This is a genomic window from Klebsiella quasivariicola, assembly GCF_002269255.1.
GTDB classification, from domain to species: domain Bacteria; phylum Pseudomonadota; class Gammaproteobacteria; order Enterobacterales; family Enterobacteriaceae; genus Klebsiella; species Klebsiella quasivariicola.
The window spans coordinates 482,119-503,673 of the sequence record NZ_CP022823.1; the positions used below are offsets into that span (position 1 = coordinate 482,119).

A 21,555-nucleotide genomic window follows, 5' to 3' on the forward strand; every position below is an offset into this window, starting at 1 on the left:
AAACGAGTAGCATAACGATGAGTCTGAACCTGGTAAGTGAACAACTACTGTCGGCAAATGGCCTGAATCATCAGGATCTGTTTGCCATTCTTGGTCAACTGACCGAGCGCCGCCTCGATTACGGCGATCTCTATTTTCAGTCGAGCTATCACGAATCCTGGGTTCTGGAAGACAGCATCATTAAAGATGGGTCGTACAACATTGACCAGGGCGTAGGCGTGCGCGCCGTTAGCGGCGAAAAAACGGGTTTTGCCTACGCGGACCAGATCAGCAAGCTGGCGCTGGAGCAGAGCGCTCAGGCGGCGCGGACCATTGTGCGCGAGACCGGCAATGGCAAAGTACAAACCCTCGGCGCCGTAGAGCATAGTGCCCTCTACACCAGCATCGACCCGCTGCAGAGCATGAGCCGGGAAGAGAAGCTGGATATTCTGCGTCGGGTGGACAATGTCGCCCGGGCGGCGGACAAGCGTGTGCAGGAGGTTTCAGCCAGCCTGAGCGGGGTGTATGAGCTGATTCTGGTGGCCGCCACCGACGGCACCCTGGCGGCCGACGTTCGTCCGCTGGTTCGTCTTTCCGTTAGCGTACTGGTGGAAGAAGATGGCAAGCGCGAACGCGGCAGCAGCGGCGGCGGCGGACGTTTTGGCTATGACTATTTCCTCGCCTCCCAGGATGGCGAAGTACGGGCCGATGCCTGGGCGAAAGAAGCGGTACGCATGGCGCTGGTTAACCTCTCGGCGGTCGCCGCGCCAGCGGGGATGCTGCCGGTGGTACTTGGCGCTGGCTGGCCTGGCGTCCTGCTGCATGAAGCGGTTGGCCATGGTCTGGAAGGTGATTTCAACCGTCGCGGCACCTCGGTCTTTAGCGGCCATATGGGAGATTTGGTGGCCTCTGAGCTGTGCACCGTGGTGGATGACGGTACCATCGTCGATCGTCGTGGTTCGGTGGCCATCGATGACGAAGGCACGCCGGGGCAATACAACGTGCTGATCGAAAACGGCATCCTGAAAGGCTATATGCAGGATAAGCTCAATGCGCGCCTGATGGACGTCGCGCCGACCGGCAATGGCCGCCGCGAGTCGTATGCCCATCTGCCGATGCCGCGTATGACCAACACTTATATGCTGGCGGGCCAGTCGACGCCGCAGGAGATTATTGAGTCAGTTGACTATGGGATCTTCGCACCTAACTTTGGCGGCGGGCAGGTGGATATCACCTCCGGTAAGTTCGTTTTCTCCACCTCTGAGGCCTATCTGATTGAAAAAGGGAAGGTCACGAAGGCGGTGAAAGGGGCCACGCTGATAGGCTCCGGCATTGAGACTATGCAGCAGATTTCGATGGTGGGCAACGACCTGCGCCTGGATAACGGCGTCGGCGTCTGCGGTAAAGAGGGCCAGAGCGTACCGGTGGGCGTAGGCCAGCCGACCCTGAAGGTCGATAACCTTACCGTCGGCGGCACCGCCTGATCCTTACCGGGTTCCCGGCGCCGCCGGGAACCCCTTCACCGGGCGATCCCGCGTCCGTGCATTCCCTGATAAATCTTTGCCACGTCGACAAAATACTCCGTCAGATAGTTGATGCAGACCTGCACTTTCAGCGGCAGTTTATCCTTTTCCGTATACAGGGCGTAGACCGGACGCGGATCGGACTGATAGCTGGGCAGCAGGATCTCCAGTTCACCTCGGTTGATCTCCTCGATCGCCCACATCAGCGGTACGTAAGCGATGCCCACCCCGGCCGTCAGCCAGCGCACCAGGGTCATGGGATCGTTGGTCACAAAGCGACCCTGCGGGGTCACCCGGGTTGAGATCCCTTCCGGGGCAATAATTTCAAATTCGTTGTCCGGTCGCACGCTATATTCCAGCCATGCATGGCTGGCCAGATCGGCCGGTTTTTCCGGATGGCCAGCCTGTGTCAGATAGCTTTTTGCGGCACATAACACCATCGGCATTGAGCCCAGGCGGCGGGAAAAGAGGCTGGAATCCTGCAGCGCGCCAACGCGGATAACGACGTCAAGGCCATCGGCGATCAGGTCCGGCGCGGGTATCCCGGTGACCAGATTTACGGAGAGTCCAGGGTATTCTTTCAGCATCTCCGCGGTTATGCGAGCCAGGACATTTTGTGCCATAGTTGAAGAGCAGCCGATGCGCAGCGTCCCGATTGGCGTGTTGTTAAATGCGTATAATTGCTCATGGACATCCTGCGCTTCAAAGAGCATCCTACGGCAGCCCTGGTAATAGATTTTACCGGCTTCTGTTAAGCCAAGGCTGCGGGTGCTGCGGTTAAGCAGCTTCACCTGCAGTTCATCCTCCAGTTTTGCGACTGTCTGGCTGATCGAGGAAACGCTCATCTGAAGCTGGCGGGCCGCCGCGGTGAATGAACCTAATTCGACCACTTTGGCGAAGACGGACATGCGTTTTAGTCGTTCCATTATTCACTCTGGCTTAAAAGTGATTTAGATCACACATTATAGATAATGCTGCAATTGTTACGTTAATATATTGTTAGCTACATAATAAACGCATCTCGCTCACTACCTGTACGCTTCTTATTCAAGGTCATCATGAGTCTGTTTCCTGTCATCGTGATTTTCGGCTTATCGTTTCCGCCGATCTTCTTCGAGTTGCTATTGTCGCTGGCCATCTTCTGGCTGGTGCACCGATTGCTGGTTCCGACCGGCATATACGATTTTGTCTGGCACCCTGCACTGTTTAATACGGCGCTTTATTGCTGCCTTTTTTATTTGATATCGCGCTTGTTCGTTTGAGGTTGATGTGAAAACACTAACAAGAAATATCCTCCGTACCGCTATTACCGTGATACTGGTCATTCTGGCCTTCGTGGCGATTTTCCGCGCCTGGGTCTATTACACCGCCTCGCCGTGGACGCGAGATGCGCGCTTTAGTGCTGATATTGTGGCCATTGCACCGGATGTCTCCGGGCTGATTTCCCAGGTAAACGTCAAGGATAACCAACTGGTTAAGAAAGACCAGGTATTGTTCGTTATTGACCAACCTCGTTACCAAAAAGCGCTGGATCAGGCAGAAGCCGATGTCGCCTACTACCAAACGTTAGCCCAGGAGAAACGCGTTGAAGCCGGTCGACGGAATAAGCTCGGCGTACAGGCGATGTCGCGGGAAGAGATAGACCAGGCGAATAACGTGCTGCAAACCGTTGAGCATCAGCTGGCGAAAGCCGTCGCCAGCCGCGATCTGGCCAGGCTGGATCTGGAGCGCACGGTGATCCGCGCCCCGGCGGATGGCTGGGTGACCAACCTGAATGTCTATAACGGAGAATTTATCACTCGCGGCTCCACGGCGGTGGCGCTGGTGAAAGAGAATACCTTTTACGTCATGGCCTATCTGGAAGAAACCAAGCTGGAAGGCGTCCGCCCGGGCTACCGTGCAGAGATTACCCCGCTTGGCAGCAGCAAAACCATGAAAGGCACAGTGGACAGTATCGCCGCAGGGGTGACCAACGCCAGCAGCAGCAGCGACTCGAAAGGGATGGCCTCGGTCGATTCTAACCTTGAATGGGTGCGTCTGGCGCAGCGTGTGCCGGTGCGTATTCGCCTCGACCACCAGCAGGGAAACCTGTGGCCGTCAGGCACTACCGCGACGGTCGTCATCACCGGTAAAGAAGACCGCGACACCAGCCAGGCCAACTTCTTCCAGAAACTGGCTATGCGCCTGCGCGAATTCGGTTAATCGCTATGGGGACATATACCATTGCTCCCCGGCATCTCCGCTTTGCCATTAAGCTTGCATGTGCGGTGGTGCTGGCGCTGTTTGTCGGTTTCCATTTTCAGCTCGAAACGCCGCGCTGGGCGGTGCTGACGGCGGCGATCGTCGCGGCCGGGCCAGCGTTTGCCGCCGGGGGAGAGCCGTACTCTGGCGCGATTCGCTATCGCGGGATGTTACGTATTGCCGGGACCTTTATTGGTTGTATTGCCGCGCTGGTCATTATCATCCTGATGATCCGCGCCCCTCTGCTAATGATGCTGGTTTGCTGCCTGTGGGCCGGGTTTTGTACCTGGATCTCCTCGCTGGTCAAGGTCGAGAACTCCTATGCCTGGGGGCTGGCCGGGTACACCGCGCTGATTATCATCATTACCATCCACACTAACCCGATGCTGGCGCCGCAGTTTGCTGTGGAGCGCTGCAGCGAAATTGTTATCGGTATTGTTAGCGCCATCGTCGCCGACCTGCTGTTCTCTCCGCGATCGATTAAAAAAGAGATCGACCTCGAACTGGATAACCTGCTGATTGCGCAATATAAGCTGATGCAGCTATGCGTTGCGCATGGCGACAAAGAGGAAGTGGATCAGGCCTGGGGAGCACTGGTGCGTCGCACTGCGGCCCTGGAAGGCATGCGCAGTAACCTGATTATGGAATCTTCACGCTGGGCGAAGGCGAATCAGCGTCTGAAAGCCATCAATACCCTTTCGTTAACGCTTATTACCCAGGCTTGCGAAACCTACCTGATCCAGAACTCGCGCCCGGAAATGGTGACGGATGACTATCGCGAACTGTTCGCCGAGCCGGTTGAGACGGTCCAGGATGTCCACCAGCAGTTGAAGCGTATGCGCCGGTTTCTGACCTGGAAAGGCGAGCATAATACGCCCGTCACCATCTATAGCTGGGTGGGTGCCGCTACACGCTATTTATTGCTTAAGCGTGGCGTGGTCGGCAACACCAAGATCAGCCGCATCGAAGATGGCGTATTGCGTGGCGAAACGGTGGTCAAAGTGGAGTCCGCTGAGCGTCATCACGCAATGGTGAACTTCTGGCGCACCTCCGTCTCCTGTATTCTCGGGACGCTGTTCTGGCTGTGGACCGGCTGGACTTCAGGCAGCGGCGCGATGGTGATGATTGCCGTGGTTACTGCGCTGGCTATGCGGCTACCGAATCCCCGAATGGTGGCGATAGACTTCCTTTACGGTACCCTGGCGGCGTTACCGCTGGGCACCTTGTACTTCCTGGTGATCATGCCGGCGACGCAGCAGAGCATGCTGCTGCTCTGCATTAGCCTGGCGGCGATGGCGTTCTTTATCGGGATCGAAGTGCAGAAAAGGCGTCTCGGATCGCTGGGGGCGCTGGCGAGCACCATTAACATTCTGGTGCTGGATAACCCGATGCAGTTCCAGTTCAGTCAGTTCCTCGACAGTGCGCTGGGACAGATTGTCGGCTGTTTCCTCGCCCTGATGGTCATTCTTATCGTCAGGGATAACTCACGGGCCAGAACCGGTCGGGTGCTGTTGAACCAGTTTGTCTCGGCGGCGGTCTCTTCACTGACCACCAACTCGGCGCGTCGCAAAGAGAATCATCTGCCTGCACTCTATCAGCAGCTGTTTTTATTGCTCAATAAATTCCCTGGCGATGTCGCCCGCTTCCGTTTGGCACTGACGTTGATTATCGCCCATCAGCGCCTGCGTGATGCGCCCGTTCCGGTGAATGACGATCTGTCGGCGTTCCATCGACAGCTACGGCGGACCGCAGATCATGTGATTTCCGCTGGCAGCGATGATAAGCGTCGGCGCTATTTCACCCAGCTGCTGGCCGAGCTTGATGTCTATCAGGAGAAGCTGAGAGTCTGGGAGGCCTCGCCGCAGGTGACCGAACCGGTGCGGCGGCTGGTAGAGATGTTGCACAAGTACCAGCATGCGCTGACCAGCAGTTAACCCGTAAACCGGCGCTCAGGCGTCGGTTTTTTTATCGCTATACTTAACGGCGACAGGAATAGAATACGGGAGGGCTGCCATGACCACCTATACGTTTGATTTTGACGAAATCACCGAACAGCAGGATTTCTATCGCGAGTTTTCACGGACCTTCGCGCTGGCTCACGATAAGGTTAATAATCTCGATTCACTGTGGGATGCGGTGACCGGTGGGATGTTGCCGTTGCCGTTGGACATTGAATTTATTCATTTAAATGATAAACAGCGTCGGCGCTTTGGCGCACTGATTTTATTATTTGATGAAGCAGAGGAAGAGCTGGAGGGGGAGTTGCGCTTTAACGCCAGACAGCGATAAAAAGTCGAACCGCTTTTGCCGGGATACATCGTGTCGACGCTCAGGGGAAGGCGCCATTACCCTTTTAATTCTGCGCAATACGTTAACGGTAACTGCGTTTTTATCTAAAAAGCTGATGGATTTGATACAAAAAGCGCGTTATTCACCGCTATTTTTCGGTTATACACTGCCTGAACCATGAACGCATTTTTATTTGATCTGCGTTTTGCAGGTCTTATCCAGGACGCCTACCATGAAAACCCTTCCTTTTATACTGACCAGCGGCCTGATGCTGGGCTCCATCGCGGCAACGGCTTATGCCTCGGAACTCCCCGGTTACGCTGATGGCGCACAGATTATTCGCGTGGATCAAACCCGTGGCCGTATTGATACCTTCAACGGCGTGGTTTACAGCCAGATTAAAAATGCAGTTTCCGTTCGTCAGATGCATATGTCTTTGCTGGTGCCGCGAAACCACGATCTGAAGCCCGCCATTGTTTACTTCCCTGGCGGTGGTTTCACCAGTGCGGCATGGGATAAATTTATCGAAATGCGCATGGCGCTGGCGGAAGCCGGGTTTGTCGTCGCAGCAGCAGAATACCGTACCGTGCCAGACACGTTTCCCGCGCCGGTTGTCGATGGTAAAGCGGCTATCCGCTATCTGCGCGCGCACGCAGCGGAATACGGCATTGATCCTAAACGTATCGGCGTGCTGGGCGATTCTGCAGGTGGCTATATGGCACAAATGATGGCGCTAACTCAGGGAGAGAAGAGCTGGGAACAGGGCGATTTTCTCGACCAGTCCTCTGCGGTTCAGGCTGCAGTGACGCTATACGGCATCTCTAATCTGTTGAATATAGGTGAAGGTTTCCCAGCCGATATTCAGAAAGTGCACGCCTCGCCTGCCGTGACGGAAGCGCTCCTGGTGCATGGCAGCGCATTTCGCAACTGGCCTGGCGCTACGATTGGCAGTGACAGGCAAAAAGCGCTCGACGCCAGCCCGATGGGACATATTGCCCGTAACGAACCACCGATGTTGATTATGCATGGCAGCGCTGACTCTCTGGTGTCACCCGTACAAAGCGCCCAGCTTTATAAGGCGTTAATAGCGAAAGATAATAAGGCAGAGTATGTGCTGATCGACGGTGCTGAACATGGTGATGATAGCTGGTATCAGAAGCCGGTTATCGACCGGGTCGTTAGCTGGTTTAAAGCGACGCTCGGCGCACCGGTACAGACAGCCGACGGGACGAAAGATAAAGATGCCAATCTGTAAATCGCGGCTCCGTTGTGGAAGCGGAACGCATTGTCTGATCAGGTTTTGCGATAAACCAAAAAAAAGCCCCCGGCAGGCGGGGGCAAGTCGTCGAAATAAGACGACGAGGGTTTATTTGTACAGCTCAGCGGTGGCGTGCCAGCTATCGCCGGTACGTGCTTCAATAATACGGTAGCTGCTGGCGCCTTCTTTCTCTGCTTTAGCCGCCAGTTCCTGGCGCATGTCCATTGGCGCACTACCGACCTGGGATACGGAGATGGTGCCCATGGACTGCAGGTTTTGGGCTTGCTCTGCGTTCACTTGCTGAACGGCAGCGCTGGCGCCGAAAGAGATAAGAGAAGCCAGGCCAAGGGATGCGATGATCATTGCGCGTTTCATATTCTTTACTCCAGTCTTTGTTTTGCCGCGGCGGGGCGATGTATGAGGCCCGCCGCGGTAGAGAATTGTTGTCAGGTTAATCGTTGACGTCTAAAACTTATTTATACAGCTCAGCAGTGGCATGCCAGTGGTCGCCAGTGCGTGCTTCAATAATGCGGTAAGAAGAAGCCCCTTCTTCCTGCGCTTTTTTGTTCAGCATTTCATGCATATCCATCGGGGATGATGCTACCGCGCCGACGGAAACCGTGCCGATAGCCTCGCGGCCCTGGGCCTGCTCGCTGTTGATAATATCAGCGGCGAAAGCGCCAAATGACACGACAGAAAGGATGCTGAGAGCAGCTACAGTGGTTTTGATTTTCATGATGTTCACCTCGTCGAATCTTTTTGTTGGGGGTCTTTGTTTCGTGACCCTCATCACAAAAACAAGTATACACTAATCACCAAAAATATTAATACCATGCTAATTGTTTTGCGCGTTAATAGTTACAATGGATTGCGCTTTTTATAACGGATAAGAATTAAAAATGACACTTTAGCGACAGCGATAAGATTTATTTCTAATAAAATCATAAAGGTATACGAATTTGATCTTTTGTGCGTTTTACGATTTTCACGTTAGTAAAAGAACGTATAGAGGCCGTAAATGACACTAAGTGTTAAATAGTTGTTGTGGTACAGGAGGGGAAGAGAGGCAGAAAAAGGGGAGTCGCCCTCTGACGGTAGCCAGAGGGGAATACTCAGAGTTCCTGTTCGAACAGGACCAGGATAGCGTCGTGCAGATCCTTCACCGTAAAACCGCGAGCCGGGGTGGTAAAGATAGTGTCATCGCCGGCGATGCTGCCGAGAATACCTTCCGCCTTGCCCAGCGAATCAAGAAGGCGGGCGATCAGCTGCGCGGCGCCAGGACTGGTGTGAATCACCACTACGGCATCGTTATAGTCGATATCCAGCACCAGATTTTTCAGCGGGCTGGAAGTCGTCGGAACACCAAGCTCGGCAGGCAGGCAATACACCATTTCCATTTTGGCATTACGGGTACGCACCGCGCCAAATTTGGTGAGCATGCGGGAGACCTTCGATTGGTTGATATTCTCGAAGCCTTCCTCCTGCAGCGCCTGGACGATCTCTCCTTGCGAGCTGAATTTTTCTTCTTTAAGCAGCGCTTTAAACGCTTTAACCAGTTCTTCTTGTTTTGCCGAACTTCGCATAAGTCACCCAGATTATGGTGGTAAAAACAACATCATTATGCATAACCATGAATTTTTATGCAAATAATCCGCAGAGGGATAGGTCAATAATGTTATGAAGGGGGCATATTTTAGCAAAAAAACCGTATAAGGAACATGTTCTCATCACAACGCTTAAAGCTATGTAAAAGTAAATGAAATGTTATTTAGTTGGTGTTGTTTTGCGCAACTGGCTGGGTGTATTGTAACCAATAGTCGATCCGGTACTTCGCTTTGCTGGATGGTCAGTCAGAAAGCAGAAAATGCGCAGTTGTTCTATTGCTACGCACAATAATGCATTCTTCAGCCATAATCATTGTAATTGTTCATCTTGTGAATTAAGGTCCAGGCGACGGAATAACGAAAGACTAAATTAACCATAATAAGGAGTTTAGGATGAAAGTTGCAGTCCTTGGCGCCGCCGGTGGTATCGGTCAGGCGCTTGCCCTACTACTTAAGACCCAACTGCCTTCAGGTTCAGAGCTCTCGTTGTACGACATCGCTCCGGTTACACCGGGCGTGGCGGTAGATCTAAGTCATATCCCCACAGATGTAAAAATTAAAGGATTTTCCGGTGAAGATGCTACCCCGGCGCTGGAAGGCGCTGATGTGGTGCTGATCTCCGCGGGCGTAGCACGTAAGCCCGGCATGGATCGTTCCGACCTGTTTAATGTGAATGCGGGTATCGTTAAGAACCTGGTGCAGCAGATTGCCAAAACCTGCCCGCAGGCCTGCATCGGCATTATCACTAACCCGGTGAATACCACCGTGGCCATCGCCGCCGAAGTGCTGAAAAAAGCCGGCGTGTACGATAAAAATAAACTGTTTGGCGTCACCACGCTGGACATTATCCGCTCCAATACCTTTGTTGCTGAACTGAAAGGTAAATCGGCAACCGAGGTGGAAGTCCCGGTCATTGGCGGTCACTCCGGGGTGACTATTCTGCCATTACTCTCGCAGATCCCGGGCGTCAGCTTTAGCGATCAGGAAGTGGCCGATCTCACTAAACGTATTCAGAACGCCGGTACCGAAGTCGTGGAAGCGAAAGCGGGTGGCGGATCGGCAACGTTGTCGATGGGCCAGGCGGCTGCCCGTTTTGGTCTCTCTCTGGTACGTGCGATGCAGGGGGAAAAGGGCGTGGTGGAGTGTGCCTACGTGGAAGGCGACGGCCAATACGCGCGTTTCTTCTCCCAGCCGCTGCTGCTGGGGAAAAATGGTGTGGAAGAACGTCAGTCTATCGGCAAACTTAGCGCCTTTGAACAGCAGGCGCTGGAAGGGATGCTGGACACTCTGAAGAAAGATATTGCCCTCGGCGAAGACTTCGTCAATAAGTAATTTCGCCTTAACAGAAGAGCCGGAACCGCTGTTCCGGCTTTTTATTGCCTCACTTTTCGCCCCAATGCGCCTGCTTCCGGGCAAATCTGCTAAAATCCCCGCGTTTTAAGCCGTCAGTCATGAGGACAGAGTGAAAAAGATTGAAAGAAAACAGACCCGGGACCAGATCGCGCAGATGATTCGCTACCAGATCCTCTCCGGTGCGATGAAGGCTGGGGATGAGCTGACGCAAGAAAGCATCGCGGAACAGCTGGGACTTTCACGTATGCCGGTTAGGGAAGCGCTGCAATCTCTTGAGCAGGAAGGGTTTCTGGTGCGCTTGCCTAACCGGCATATGCAGGTCTCCACATTGGCCGTTGAGGATGTGAGCCATATTTTTCGCGTTATCGCGGTGATGGCCGCCGAACTATTTGCTCTTGTACCGGCGAATCAGGGGGAACTGCTCCGCGGGCGAGCCCAGGAGCTGGCGCGTCCGGGAGAGAACGCCCGCGAACTGGCGTTTCATCAGCTGCTGATTTCCTATCTTGATAACCGCTATCTGGCGAAAGCGTATCAGCAATTTTTGGACGGTTATATTTCTTATGTCATTCTTTATCTGAAAGAGAATGGCCAGGAATCGGCTCTGATACTGAGCGAACTGGCCAGCGCTATTGGCAATAGCGAAGGCGAAAAAATTGCCCAGACAACGCAGCGTTATTTCCTTATGCTTGCGGAAATTATGCGTCAACATATGAAGGATTGGGAAAGTGCAGAAGCCTAAATTAGGGAAAATTAAGCTTCTTTCCGCGAAGGAGCAGGTGGCGGCGGTTTTGCGTAAAGCAATCCTGTCGCGGGATTTAGTGGAAGGGCAGGAGATTACCCTTGAAGGGATTGCCCGACTGGTTGGCGTCTCCAGCATGCCGGTACGCGAAGCGTTTCAGATTTTAGCCGCCGACGGTCTGATTCAAGTGCGGCCGAATAAAGGCGCGGTGGTGCTGGGCATTAATGAGCAGACCATCCGCGAACATTATGAAATTCGCGCCGTACTGGAAAGTGAAGCCGTGGCGAAAGCTTCTCGCCCAGGGACCGATATTTCACGTATCGCCCAGGTTCACTATGCCGCAGAGAAGGCGCTGGCAGACAATAATTCTGCTGAATATTCCGATCTGAACCAGGCTTTCCATATGGAGATCTGGAGCGCGGCGGGAAATGAAAAAATGAAGATGCTGCTCTGCAACATGTGGAACGGCCTGTCGATGGGACATAAGGTCACCGAAGAAGAGTATGCCGTTATCTCCATTCGCGAACATAAAGCCATTTTACAAGCGCTTGAGCAGCATAACGAAGCGCTGGCCCGCCAGCGAATGCATGAACACATTATCCGCTCGATGGAAAATATGCTCACTCGATACCTGCCCGATCCCACCACCTGACGGGGTCCTTCGCCAGCGATAGGCTGGCTTTTCTTACATTTATCTGCGTTATTAGTTACTTTTCGTGACGATCTGCACAGGATCTTGATGCAGATCTCATTGCGCGATCATTCCGCAAAAACGCATTGACTTACTTTTTACATGGGAATAATTTCTCCCCCGTCAATATTGGATACAATATCATATATCATTGATAGGAAGAATTATAAGTATGGAACCGATTACCATCACCCTATGTTTGCTGGTGTTCGCTATCGTCATGTTTGTCTGGGAGAAGGTGCCACTGGCAGTGACTTCCATGGTGGTTTGCGTGGCGTTAGTGCTCACCGGTGTATTGGATCTCAAGCAGGCGTTTGCCGGTTTTATCGACAGCAACGTCATTCTTTTCGTCGCCATGTTTATCGTTGGCGGAGCGTTATTTGAAACCGGGATGGCCAATAAAGTCGGTGGCGTGATCACCCACTTCGCTAAAACGGAGAAGCAATTAATTTTCACCATCATGGTGGTGGTCGGCATCATGTCTGGTTTTCTGTCGAATACCGGTACGGCGGCGGTACTGATCCCGGTCGTTATCGGTGTCGCGGCGAAATCGGGTTTTTCCCGCTCGCGTCTGCTGATGCCGCTGGTGTTTGCTGCCGCGCTGGGCGGTAACCTGTCGCTAATCGGCGCCCCGGGCAACCTGATCGCGCAATCGGCCTTGCAGAATATCGGCAGCGGCTTCGGCTTCTTTGAGTATGCGAAAGTGGGCCTGCCGATGCTGGTCTGCGGCATCCTCTATTTCCTGACTATCGGCTATAAGTTCCTGCCTAATAACCCGAACAGTAGTGAAGTGGGCAGCGTTGGCGAACAGCGGGATTACAGCCACGTTCCGCGCTGGAAGCAGATCCTGTCCCTGGTGGTGCTGATCGCCACGATCCTCGGCATGATTTTCGAAAAACAGACCGGTATTAGTCTGACGGTAGCCGGCTGCATTGGTGCCCTGGTGCTGGTTATCACCGGCGTGTTGACGGAAAAACAGGCTTATAAAGCCATTGATTCACAAACTATTTTTATCTTCGGCGGCACCCTGGCGCTGGCTAAAGCGCTGGAAATGACCGGCGCGGGGAAGCTGGTCGCTGACCAGGTTATCGGTCTGCTGGGTAACAACTCCTCGCCGTTTATGCTGCTGGTGGCGGTCTTTGCCCTCTCTGTAGTGATGACCAACTTTATGTCCAATACCGCCACCGTCGCGCTGCTGGTACCAGTGAGTCTGTCGATTGCCGCCGGTATGGGCGCCGATCCGCGTGCGGTGTTGATGGCGACGGTTATCGGTAGCTCCTGTGCCTATGCGACGCCGATCGGTATGCCTGCCAACATGATGGTGCTGTCGGCCGGGGGCTATAAGTTCGTCGATTACGCCAAATCCGGCATTCCTCTGATTATCGTTTCCACCATTGTCAGCCTGATCCTGCTGCCAATCCTTTTCCCTTTTCATCCGTAATTTACGGACGCTGTTCTGACTAAGGAGCCTTTATGAGCAAAAGCGAACAGATATCCCGAATGACCGATATTATGGCCAAATTCGTGGGATATACCGGCAAAGTATTGCCTGATGACGTCACGGCAAAGCTGAAAGATTTGCATAAGAAAGAGACCAGTCAACTGGCCGACGTGATCTTCACCACCATGATTGAAAACCAGCGTCTGGCGAAGGAGCTGGATCGCCCTTCCTGCCAGGATACCGGCGTGATCCAGTTTCTGGTGGAGTGTGGGGCAAACTTCCCGCTGATCGGCGAGCTGGAAGCGCTGCTGCGCGAATCGGTAATCAAAGCCACCGTGGATTCGCCGCTGCGTCATAACAGCGTCGAGACCTTTGATGAATACAACACCGGCAAAAACGTCGGCAAAGGGACGCCGACGGTATTCTGGGAGATCGTTCCGGATTCAGACCAGTGCAGCATCTACACCTATATGGCCGGCGGCGGCTGCTCGCTACCGGGTAAAGCGATGGTATTGATGCCGGGCGCGGGTTATGAAGGCGTGACTCGTTTCGTGCTGGATGTGATGACCAGCTATGGCCTGAATGCCTGTCCGCCGCTGCTGGTTGGCGTAGGGGTCGCGACGTCTGTGGAAACGGCGGCGCTGCTGTCGAAGAAAGCGCTGATGCGTCCGATTGGTTCGCACAATGATAACGAACGTGCGGCATCGCTGGAAAAAATGCTCGAAGACGGTATCAACAAAATCGGCCTTGGCCCGCAGGGGATGTCCGGCAATACCTCCGTGATGGGCGTCAATATTGAAAATACCGCGCGCCATCCTTCCACCATTGGCGTGGCGGTGAATGTTGGCTGCTGGTCACACCGTAAAGGACATATCGTTTTCGATAAAGACCTGAATTACACCATTACGTCTCACACAGGAGTGGCATTCTGATGACTAAAAAAATACTCACTACGCCCATTAAAGACGAAGACTTAGCGGATATTAAAGCGGGCGACATTATTTATCTCAATGGCCACATTGTTACCTGCCGTGATGTTGCTCATCGTCGTTTAATTGAAGGTGGCCGTGAATTACCGGTCAATGTCGCGGGTGGCGCGATATTACATGCCGGGCCAATTGTGCGTCCGATTAAAGGTACGGAAGATAAATTCGAAATGGTCTCCGTTGGGCCAACCACCAGTATGCGCATGGAGAAATTTGAAAAAGAATTTATTGCCCAGACCGGTGTGAAATTAATCGTCGGCAAAGGCGGTATGGGCAAAGGGACCGAAGAGGGCTGTATGGAACATAAAGCCTTGCACTGTGTGTTCCCGGCCGGCTGCGCGGTGGTCGCCGCGGTCTGTGTGGAAGAGATTGAAGATGCGCAATGGCGTGATTTAGGCATGCCGGAAACCTTATGGGTTTGCCGCGTCAAAGAGTTCGGGCCGTTAATTGTGTCGATCGATACCCACGGCAATAACCTGTTTGAGCAAAATAAAGTGATCTTTAATCAGCGCAAAGAAATTGTCGCCGATGAAATCTGCAAACATGTGAGCTTCATTAAATAACCCCGATTGACTCTATCGCGCAGTAATGGCAGCGGCAGCTGACGGCTAAACAGAGGCTTCTGACCAGGCGGTCCGGGGAAATCCCCTCTGCTGACGTGGGCTACCGTAAGCCATTATTGCGCTCCTCCCAAAGGCCATTTTATGACTGACAATGCCGTCCTGTTAGGCGAAGGCTTCACCCTGATGTGTCTCGGCATGGGCTTTGTGCTGGTTTTCCTGCTGCTGCTCATCTTTGCCATCCGGGGAATGTCCCTCGCCGTCAACCGCCTGTTCCCTGAGCCGCCTGCCGCCCCCGCAGCAGCGCCGGCCGCCGTCGCGCCCGCCGACGACTTCGCCCGCCTGAAGCCGGCGATTGTCGCCGCCATTCACCACCATCGCCGTCTTCACCCTTAATTCATGGAGGAATTCATGACCGTTGCCATTACCGATGTCGTCCTGCGCGACGCCCACCAGTCCCTGTTCGCCACCCGTCTGCGTCTCGACGATATGCTGCCCGTTGCCGCTGCGCTCGACGACGTCGGCTACCGCTCGCTGGAGTGCTGGGGCGGCGCCACCTTTGACGCCTGCATCCGCTTTCTCGGCGAGGACCCGTGGGTCCGCCTGCGCGAGCTCAAAAAGGCGATGCCGAAGACCCCGCTGCAGATGCTGCTCCGCGGCCAGAACCTGCTCGGCTACCGCCACTACGCCGACGACGTGGTGGAGCGCTTTGTCGAACGCGCCGTCAAAAACGGCATGGACGTCTTCCGCGTCTTCGACGCCATGAACGACCCGCGCAACATGAAAGCCGCCCTGCAGGCGGTCCGCCGCCACGGCGCCCACGCCCAGGGCACGCTTTCGTACACCACCAGCCCGGCCCACACCCTGCAGACCTGGCTCGACCTCACCGAACAGCTGCTGGAGACCGGCGTCGACTCCGTCGCCATCAAGGACATGTCCGGTATCCTGACGCCGGGGGCGGCGTATGAGCTGGTCAGTGAAATCAAAAAACGCTACGACGTCACCCTGCACCTGCACTGTCATGCCACCACCGGCATGGCGGAGATGGCCCTGCTGAAGGCCATTGAAGCCGGGGTCGACGGCGTGGATACGGCGATTTCGTCCATGAGCGCCACCTACGGCCACCCGGCCACCGAGGCGCTGGTGGCCACGCTCACCGGAACGAAACACGACACCGGGCTGGATATCCACAAACTGGAGAGCATCGCCGCCTACTTCCGCGAGGTGCGCAAAAAGTACCACGCCTTCGAAGGCCAGCTGAAAGGTACCGACAGCCGTATCCTCGTCGCCCAGGTCCCGGGCGGGATGCTCACCAACCTCGAAAGCCAGCTGAAGCAGCAGAATGCCGCCCACCGTCTGGATGAGGTGCTGGCGGAAATCCCCCGCGTGCGTGAAGACCTCGGCTTCATCCCGCTGGTGACCCCGACCTCGCAGATTGTCGGCACCCAGGCGGTGCTCAACGTCCTGACCGGCGAGCGCTACAAGACCATCGCGAAGGAAACCGCCGGGATACTGAAAGGCGAATACGGCCGCACCCCGGTACCGGTGAACGCCGCCCTGCAGGCGCGGGTGCTCGACGGCGCTGAGGCCATCACCTGCCGCCCGGCGGATTTACTCAAGCCGGAGCTGGCCGCGCTGGAAGCCGACGTCAAACGCCAGGCGCAGGAGAAGGGCATTCAGCTTGCGCAGAACGCCATCGACGACGTGCTCACCGTGGCGCTGTTCCCGCAACCCGGCCTGAAGTTCCTTGAGAACCGCCACAACCCGGCGGCCTTTGAGCCGGTGCCGCAGGTGGAAGCCGCGCAGCCGGTGGCAAAAGCAGAGAAGCCTGCCGCCTCCGGCGTCTACACCGTGGAAGTGGAAGGCAAAGCCTTCGTGGTCAAAGTCAGCGACGGCGGCGACGTCAGCCAGCTGACCGCAGCCTCTTCCGCACCGGTTCAGGCCGCCGCCCCGGCCGGCGCCGGCACCCCGGTGACCGCCCCGCTGGCGGGCACCATCTGGAAAGTCATCGTCAGTGAAGGCCAGACGGTGGCCGCAGGCGACGTGCTGCTGATTCTGGAAGCCATGAAGATGGAAACCGAAATCCGCGCCGCGCAGGCCGGCACCGTCCGCGGTATCGCGGTGAAAGCCGGCGACGCGGTGGCGGTCGGCGACACCCTGCTGACCCTGGCGTAAGGACGAGGAGCGCAAATGGAAAGTCTGAACGCCCTGATTCAGGGCATGGGGCTGATGCACCTCGGTGCCGGCCAGGCCATCATGCTGCTGGTCAGCCTGCTGCTGCTGTGGCTGGCCATCGCGAAAAAGTTCGAGCCGTTACTGCTGCTGCCGATTGGCTTCGGCGGCCTGCTGTCGAACATCCCGGAGGCCGGACTGGCGCTCACCGCCCTGGAGAGCCTGCTGGCCCACCACGACCCGGCGCAGCTGGCGGTGATTGCCGCGAAGCTCCACTGCGCGCCGGACGTCCACGCCATTAAGGACGCGCTGGCCCTGGCCCTGCCGTCGGTGCAGGGGCAGATGGAGACGCTGGCGGTGGACATGGGCTACTCCGCCGGGGTGCTGGCCATCTTCTATAAGGTGGCGATCGGCTCGGGCATCGCCCCGCTGGTCATCTTTATGGGCGTCGGGGCGATGACCGACTTCGGCCCGCTGCTGGCCAACCCGCGCACCCTGCTGCTGGGGGCGGCGGCGCAGTTCGGGATCTTCGCCACCGTGCTCGGGGCGCTGACGCTGAACTACTTCGGCATCATCAGCTTCACCCTGCCGCAGGCGGCGGCCATCGGCATTATCGGCGGCGCCGACGGCCCGACGGCCATCTACCTGTCGGGCAAGCTGGCGCCGGAATTACTCGGGGCCATCGCGGTGGCGGCCTACTCGTACATGGCGCTGGTGCCGCTGATCCAGCCGCCGATCATGAAGGCGCTGACCACGGATAAGGAGCGGAAGATCCGCATGGTACAGCTGCGCACGGTGAGCCGGCGGGAGAAGATCCTCTTCCCGGCGGTGCTGTTGCTGCTGGTGGCGCTGCTGCTGCCGGACGCCGCGCCGCTGCTGGGGATGTTCTGCTTCGGCAACCTGATGCGCGAGAGCGGGGTGGTGGAACGTCTGAGCGACACGGTGCAGAACGCGCTGATCAACATCGTGACCATCTTCCTCGGGCTGTCGGTGGGGGCCAAGCTGGTGGCGGACAAGTTCCTGCAGCCGCAGACGCTGGGGATCCTGGTGCTGGGGGTGATCGCCTTCTGCGTGGGGACCGCCGCCGGGGTGCTGATGGCGAAGCTGATGAACGTGTTCAGCCGGCACAAAATCAACCCGCTGATCGGCTCGGCGGGGGTGTCGGCGGTGCCGATGGCGGCCAGGGTGTCGAACAAGGTGGGCCTGGACGCGGACGGGCAGAACTTCCTGCTGATGCACGCGATGGGCCCGAACGTGGCGGGGGTGATCGGCTCGGCGATCGCCGCCGGGGTGATGCTCAAGTACGTGCTGGCGATGTAGGCCAGCCTGTTCCCGCGGCTGGCATGTCGGCCGCGGGGATCTCTCATAAGGAGACGGTGATGAATGAAACCATAGCATGCTGTCCGGAAAACCGGACATCGACACGGGAGGCGGTGGTTGACGCCATGCTGACGTCAGGCGATGAAATCGCGCAACTGCAGCCGGCACTGAATCTGCTGACTCCTCCGCTGAACGTCGCGCCTGGCGAAGCGCTGCTGGCCAGCTGTTATGAAGCTGGCGCCGATCGCGACACCGGCGATGCAAGTGCCTTTCCGGCGGCGGTCGTGCACCCTGCGGCGCCCTCGCTGCAGCGCAGCGGCCTGCTGTGCATGGCGGCCGGGGCGCTCAGCGCCCGGCATCTTCCGCTGACGCACAACCGGCTGTGCGACGTGGCGGGGCAGTTCGCCCGCGCGCTTCCCGACGGCGACGAAGAGGCGGGCAGCGGATTTTATACCGTGCGCAGCATTTCCCTGCCCGTTTACCGGCGTCTGCTGCGGGATAACCATTCCCACGGCGTCTGTCTGCAGCAGGCGCTGCTGCATCTGCTGGCCTGGAAGAGCGAGTCGCCCTGGGCGCGACAGCAGGCGCAGCGCCTGCTCTGGCAGGGAGGCGTGCTGGGTGAGAAGGGGGAGTTTGCGCTACTGACGCTGGATGACGGACTGCGTGAGCGCCAGATAGTCTGGCCCGCGCTGAGATCGCTGCTGGCGGTGACCGGGTTTCTGGTGAGATTCCCGGCCGGTCCGGTATTTAGCGATTAACGAGGCTCCCCGGAAGGGGGGAGCCATTTAGTTAGTGGCCGGGTATTCCTGCACGGCAATATGGAGCGTGATTTTCTTATCATCACGCATGATAACCACCGGAATTTCCGATCCCGGGCGGATCTCGGCCACCTGATCCATCGTCTCCAGCGCCGAGACGGCGGGTTTGTCATTCACGGAGATGATCACGTCATTGGCGCGGATCCCGGCTTGTGCCGCCGGTCCGTCCGGTGCCACATCGTTAACCACGATCCCCTGAATCTGATCGATCCCACCGCCCTGCGCGTGCAGCGGGGCGATCTCCCGACCGCTAATACCGATATAGCCACGGATCACCCGACCATCACGGATCAGCTTATCCATAATTTTGGTCGCTAACTGGAACGGGATTGCAAAGCCAATGCCTTCCGGCGTTTCGCCATCATTACTCTTATCGAAGGAGAGGGTGTTAATCCCCATCAGCTCGCCGAGCGAGTTCACCAGCGCTCCACCCGAGTTACCGTGGTTGATCGAGGCGTCAGTCTGCAGGAAGTTCTGACGACCGGTTGGGTTGAGGCCAATACGCCCTGTGGCGCTGATGATCCCCTGAGTGATGGTCTGCCCCAGGTTATAAGGGTTGCCTATCGCCAGCACCACATCGCCAATATGCGGCGTGCGTTTCGGGTTAATCGGGATCACCGGCAGCCCGCCGGTAGCATTGATCTTGAGCACGGCGAGATCGGTGAGGGAATCGGAGCCTACCAGCAGCGCTTCGAAGACGCGGCCGTCCTGCAGGGCGACGATAATCTGATCCGCATCGTTGATAACATGCTTGTTGGTCAGGATATAGCCGCGCTGATCCATGATCACTCCGGAACCCAGCGTCAGCTGATTATGGCTGGTGCTGTTCAGGGCACGGTTATAGACGTTCACCACGGCGGGGGCCGCGCGACGCACCGCAGCGTTATAGCTCGCCGGGGAGTCGTCTGCCGTATCGTTCTGAGTGATCGGCGTCAGCTGCCACTGGCGCAGTGAGGGCATCAGGGCCAGCAGCAAGCCCCCAACAATCAAACCGATGAGTACTGAACGTAATAACTTTCCAGGCATGATGCAGATATCGTTAATGAATGGTCAGGCGCAGCATAGCATGAGTTGTCCGGACATCGCACATGGCGGCGATGTCCGGGGCGAAATCAGCGCAGCAGCAGGTAAATGCTTTCATTACCACGGATCACGTTCAGGGCGATAACCGGCGGTTTGCCTTCGAGCACTTTGCGCAGTTCGGCAATCGAGTGAATACGCTCCCGGTTAAGGCCAATGATAATGTCATCTTTATGCAAGCCGACCTGGGCGGCGGCGCTGCCTTTATCCACATTATCGATCACCACCCCTTTGGTGCCATCTTTCATCTGGCCGTCGCTGAACGAGGCGCCCTGCAGAGCCGGGATAATCAGCTCCGCGCTGGCGGTGGAGGAAGTGCTCTTATCCAGGGTCACTTCGACATCGACCGGTTTTCCATCGCGCAGCAGTCCCAGTTTGACTTTAGTCCCCGGCTCGGTGGTCGCGATTCGCGAGCGCAGTTCGGCGAAACTGTTCAGCGGTTTGCCGTTCAGGCTCACGATGACGTCGCCGGATTTGATCCCCGCTTTGGCGGAACCGGAGTTTGGCAGGACTTCACTAACAAAGGCGCCACGCTGAACGTCAAGATTCATCGCCTTGGCGATGTCGGCGCTCATTTCCATGCCTTTAATGCCCAGCAGGCCGCGTTTGATTTCGCCAAACTGGATGAGCTGGTCGGCAAGGGTTTTCGCCATATTACTCGGGATGGCAAAGCCGATGCCGACGCTACCGCCGCCCGGCGCCAGAATAGCGGTATTAATGCCGATAAGCTCGCCGTTGAGATTCAGCAGCGCGCCGCCGGAATTGCCGCGGTTAATCGAGGCGTCGGTCTGAATGAAATTCTCCAGTCCTTCCAGGTTCAGGCCGCTGCGGCCAAGGGCAGAGATAATGCCGGAGGTGGCGGTCTGGCCAAGGCCGAACGGGTTGCCGACGGCGACGGCGAAATCGCCGACGCGGAGTTTATCGGAGTCAGCAATGGCGATTTGCGTCAGGTTCGCCGGCTTAATCAGCTCCAGCAGAGCGATATCGCTCTGTTCATCGCTGCCGACCAGTTTGGCATCGAATTCACGGCCATCGTTGAGCTGGACGCTGATCTTCTGCGCCTGATTAATGACGTGATTATTGGTCAGCACGTAGCCTTTCGCTGCGTCGATGATGACACCGGAGCCAAGCCCTTCAAACGGCTGCGCCTGCTCCTGCGGGGCGTTATCGCCAAAATATTTCTTCAGCTCTTCCGGCATATTGAGCGTCGGCGAGGCAGTGCCTTCCACCTGCACGCTGACCACCGCCGGCAGGACTTTTTCCAGCATCGGCGCCAGGCTCGGTAACGCGCCCTGGCCGGGCACCTGAGTCGGTAAAGATGCTGCTGCCGGAGGCAGAACCGACAACGATAACCCAATGCTTAACGCTAACGCACTCAACAGCAAAGTCTGTTTCTTCATTAGATGCTGGCTCTCGTAACCTGAGGTGTATGGGAAAACGTCCTGAATAGCCTGATGTTATTGAATTTTTGCACAGGTAACAATGTGGGTACTGGTTTAAA

At 56.4% G+C, this 21,555-nt stretch carries 22 protein-coding genes; 16 read left to right on the plus strand and 6 right to left on the minus strand.

All coding sequences use genetic code 11. From position 1 onward, the window contains the following. Window positions 1-17: 17 nt before the first annotated feature. The gene (gene tldD / locus B8P98_RS02420; protein WP_095032688.1) at window positions 18-1,463 is read left to right on the plus strand and encodes a metalloprotease TldD; all 1,446 of its coding nucleotides are present in this window, start codon (window positions 18-20) and stop codon (window positions 1,461-1,463) included. 35 nt (window positions 1,464-1,498) lie between these two features. Here the strand turns inward: tldD and aaeR are convergent, their stop codons facing one another. Then, on the minus strand, window positions 1,499-2,428 hold the full coding sequence (gene aaeR, locus B8P98_RS02425; RefSeq protein ID WP_025713013.1) for an HTH-type transcriptional activator AaeR: 930 nt from the start codon (window positions 2,426-2,428) through the stop codon (window positions 1,499-1,501). A gap of 132 nt (window positions 2,429-2,560) precedes the next feature. On the opposite strand from aaeR, the gene aaeX reads away from it, so the two are divergent. The 5 genes from aaeX (at window position 2,561) to B8P98_RS02450 (ending at window position 7,287) form a co-directional block, all read left to right on the plus strand. Then, window positions 2,561-2,764 carry a p-hydroxybenzoic acid efflux pump operon protein AaeX gene (gene aaeX, locus B8P98_RS02430; protein ID WP_002918640.1) on the plus strand — a complete coding sequence of 68 codons (204 nt, stop codon included), beginning with the start codon at window positions 2,561-2,563 and terminating at the stop codon, window positions 2,762-2,764. Between the two features lie 7 nt (window positions 2,765-2,771). Next, complete coding sequence (gene aaeA / locus B8P98_RS02435; RefSeq protein WP_025713014.1) at window positions 2,772-3,704, plus strand: p-hydroxybenzoic acid efflux pump subunit AaeA; 933 nt, start codon at window positions 2,772-2,774, stop codon at window positions 3,702-3,704. A gap of 5 nt (window positions 3,705-3,709) precedes the next feature. Further along, window positions 3,710-5,677 (plus strand): p-hydroxybenzoic acid efflux pump subunit AaeB, encoded by a 1,968-nt coding sequence (gene aaeB, locus B8P98_RS02440; RefSeq protein ID WP_025713015.1) that lies wholly within the window; start codon window positions 3,710-3,712, stop codon window positions 5,675-5,677. 79 nt (window positions 5,678-5,756) lie between these two features. Next, on the plus strand, window positions 5,757-6,032 hold the full coding sequence (locus B8P98_RS02445) for a barstar family protein (RefSeq protein WP_025713016.1): 276 nt from the start codon (window positions 5,757-5,759) through the stop codon (window positions 6,030-6,032). A 232-nt stretch (window positions 6,033-6,264) separates the two neighbouring features. Then, window positions 6,265-7,287, plus strand: a complete 1,023-nt coding sequence (locus B8P98_RS02450) for an alpha/beta hydrolase (RefSeq protein WP_025713017.1) — start codon at window positions 6,265-6,267, stop codon at window positions 7,285-7,287. Window positions 7,288-7,398: 111 nt separating this feature from the next. Here the strand turns inward: B8P98_RS02450 and yhcN-B are convergent, their stop codons facing one another. The 3 genes from yhcN-B to argR form a co-directional block, all read right to left on the minus strand. After that, a complete protein-coding gene (gene yhcN-B / locus B8P98_RS02455) occupies window positions 7,399-7,665 on the minus strand; it encodes a DUF1471 family stress response protein YhcN-B (RefSeq protein WP_025713018.1) in 267 nt (88 codons plus the stop codon). A 97-nt stretch (window positions 7,666-7,762) separates the two neighbouring features. Continuing rightward, the gene (gene yhcN, locus B8P98_RS02460) at window positions 7,763-8,026 is read right to left on the minus strand and encodes a peroxide/acid stress response protein YhcN (protein ID WP_004889568.1); all 264 of its coding nucleotides are present in this window, start codon (window positions 8,024-8,026) and stop codon (window positions 7,763-7,765) included. Between the two features lie 376 nt (window positions 8,027-8,402). Then, window positions 8,403-8,873, minus strand: a complete 471-nt coding sequence (gene argR / locus B8P98_RS02465) for a transcriptional regulator ArgR (protein WP_002918625.1) — start codon at window positions 8,871-8,873, stop codon at window positions 8,403-8,405. A 414-nt stretch (window positions 8,874-9,287) separates the two neighbouring features. Between argR and mdh the strand changes: the two genes are divergently transcribed. From mdh to B8P98_RS02515, 10 genes are all read left to right on the plus strand, one after another. Continuing rightward, entirely contained in the window at window positions 9,288-10,226 is a 939-nt protein-coding gene (gene mdh, locus B8P98_RS02470; RefSeq protein ID WP_025713019.1) for a malate dehydrogenase, read from the plus strand. A 130-nt stretch (window positions 10,227-10,356) separates the two neighbouring features. Further along, the gene (locus B8P98_RS02475; RefSeq protein ID WP_025713020.1) at window positions 10,357-10,986 is read left to right on the plus strand and encodes a GntR family transcriptional regulator; all 630 of its coding nucleotides are present in this window, start codon (window positions 10,357-10,359) and stop codon (window positions 10,984-10,986) included. Continuing rightward, on the plus strand, window positions 10,973-11,638 hold the full coding sequence (locus tag B8P98_RS02480) for a GntR family transcriptional regulator (protein ID WP_025713021.1): 666 nt from the start codon (window positions 10,973-10,975) through the stop codon (window positions 11,636-11,638). The genes B8P98_RS02475 and B8P98_RS02480 overlap by 14 nt, the downstream gene beginning before the upstream one ends. A 211-nt stretch (window positions 11,639-11,849) precedes the next feature. Continuing rightward, window positions 11,850-13,118, plus strand: coding sequence for an SLC13 family permease (locus B8P98_RS02485; protein ID WP_080897326.1), 1,269 nt, complete (start codon window positions 11,850-11,852; stop codon window positions 13,116-13,118). A gap of 32 nt (window positions 13,119-13,150) precedes the next feature. Further along, window positions 13,151-14,050: a L(+)-tartrate dehydratase subunit alpha gene (gene ttdA / locus B8P98_RS02490; RefSeq protein WP_080897327.1), complete on the plus strand. Its 900-nt coding sequence runs from the start codon at window positions 13,151-13,153 to the stop codon at window positions 14,048-14,050. After that, a complete protein-coding gene (gene ttdB / locus B8P98_RS02495; protein WP_064317651.1) occupies window positions 14,050-14,667 on the plus strand; it encodes a L(+)-tartrate dehydratase subunit beta in 618 nt (205 codons plus the stop codon). Before ttdA ends, ttdB begins: the two co-directional genes overlap by 1 nt. A gap of 141 nt (window positions 14,668-14,808) precedes the next feature. Next, window positions 14,809-15,060, plus strand: coding sequence for an oxaloacetate decarboxylase subunit gamma (locus B8P98_RS02500; protein WP_058331016.1), 252 nt, complete (start codon window positions 14,809-14,811; stop codon window positions 15,058-15,060). 15 nt (window positions 15,061-15,075) lie between these two features. Continuing rightward, a complete protein-coding gene (gene oadA, locus B8P98_RS02505) occupies window positions 15,076-16,839 on the plus strand; it encodes a sodium-extruding oxaloacetate decarboxylase subunit alpha (RefSeq protein ID WP_095032689.1) in 1,764 nt (587 codons plus the stop codon). Between the two features lie 15 nt (window positions 16,840-16,854). Next, complete coding sequence (locus B8P98_RS02510; RefSeq protein ID WP_095032690.1) at window positions 16,855-18,156, plus strand: oxalacetate decarboxylase subunit beta; 1,302 nt, start codon at window positions 16,855-16,857, stop codon at window positions 18,154-18,156. A 59-nt stretch (window positions 18,157-18,215) separates the two neighbouring features. After that, the gene (locus tag B8P98_RS02515; RefSeq protein WP_025713348.1) at window positions 18,216-18,914 is read left to right on the plus strand and encodes a hypothetical protein; all 699 of its coding nucleotides are present in this window, start codon (window positions 18,216-18,218) and stop codon (window positions 18,912-18,914) included. A 27-nt stretch (window positions 18,915-18,941) separates the two neighbouring features. Here B8P98_RS02515 and degS read toward each other — a convergent pair whose 3' ends face one another. After that, complete coding sequence (gene degS, locus B8P98_RS02520; RefSeq protein WP_025713347.1) at window positions 18,942-20,000, minus strand: outer membrane-stress sensor serine endopeptidase DegS; 1,059 nt, start codon at window positions 19,998-20,000, stop codon at window positions 18,942-18,944. 86 nt (window positions 20,001-20,086) lie between these two features. Further along, window positions 20,087-21,454, minus strand: coding sequence for a serine endoprotease DegQ (gene degQ, locus B8P98_RS02525; RefSeq protein ID WP_025713346.1), 1,368 nt, complete (start codon window positions 21,452-21,454; stop codon window positions 20,087-20,089). Window positions 21,455-21,555: the final 101 nt, after the last annotated feature.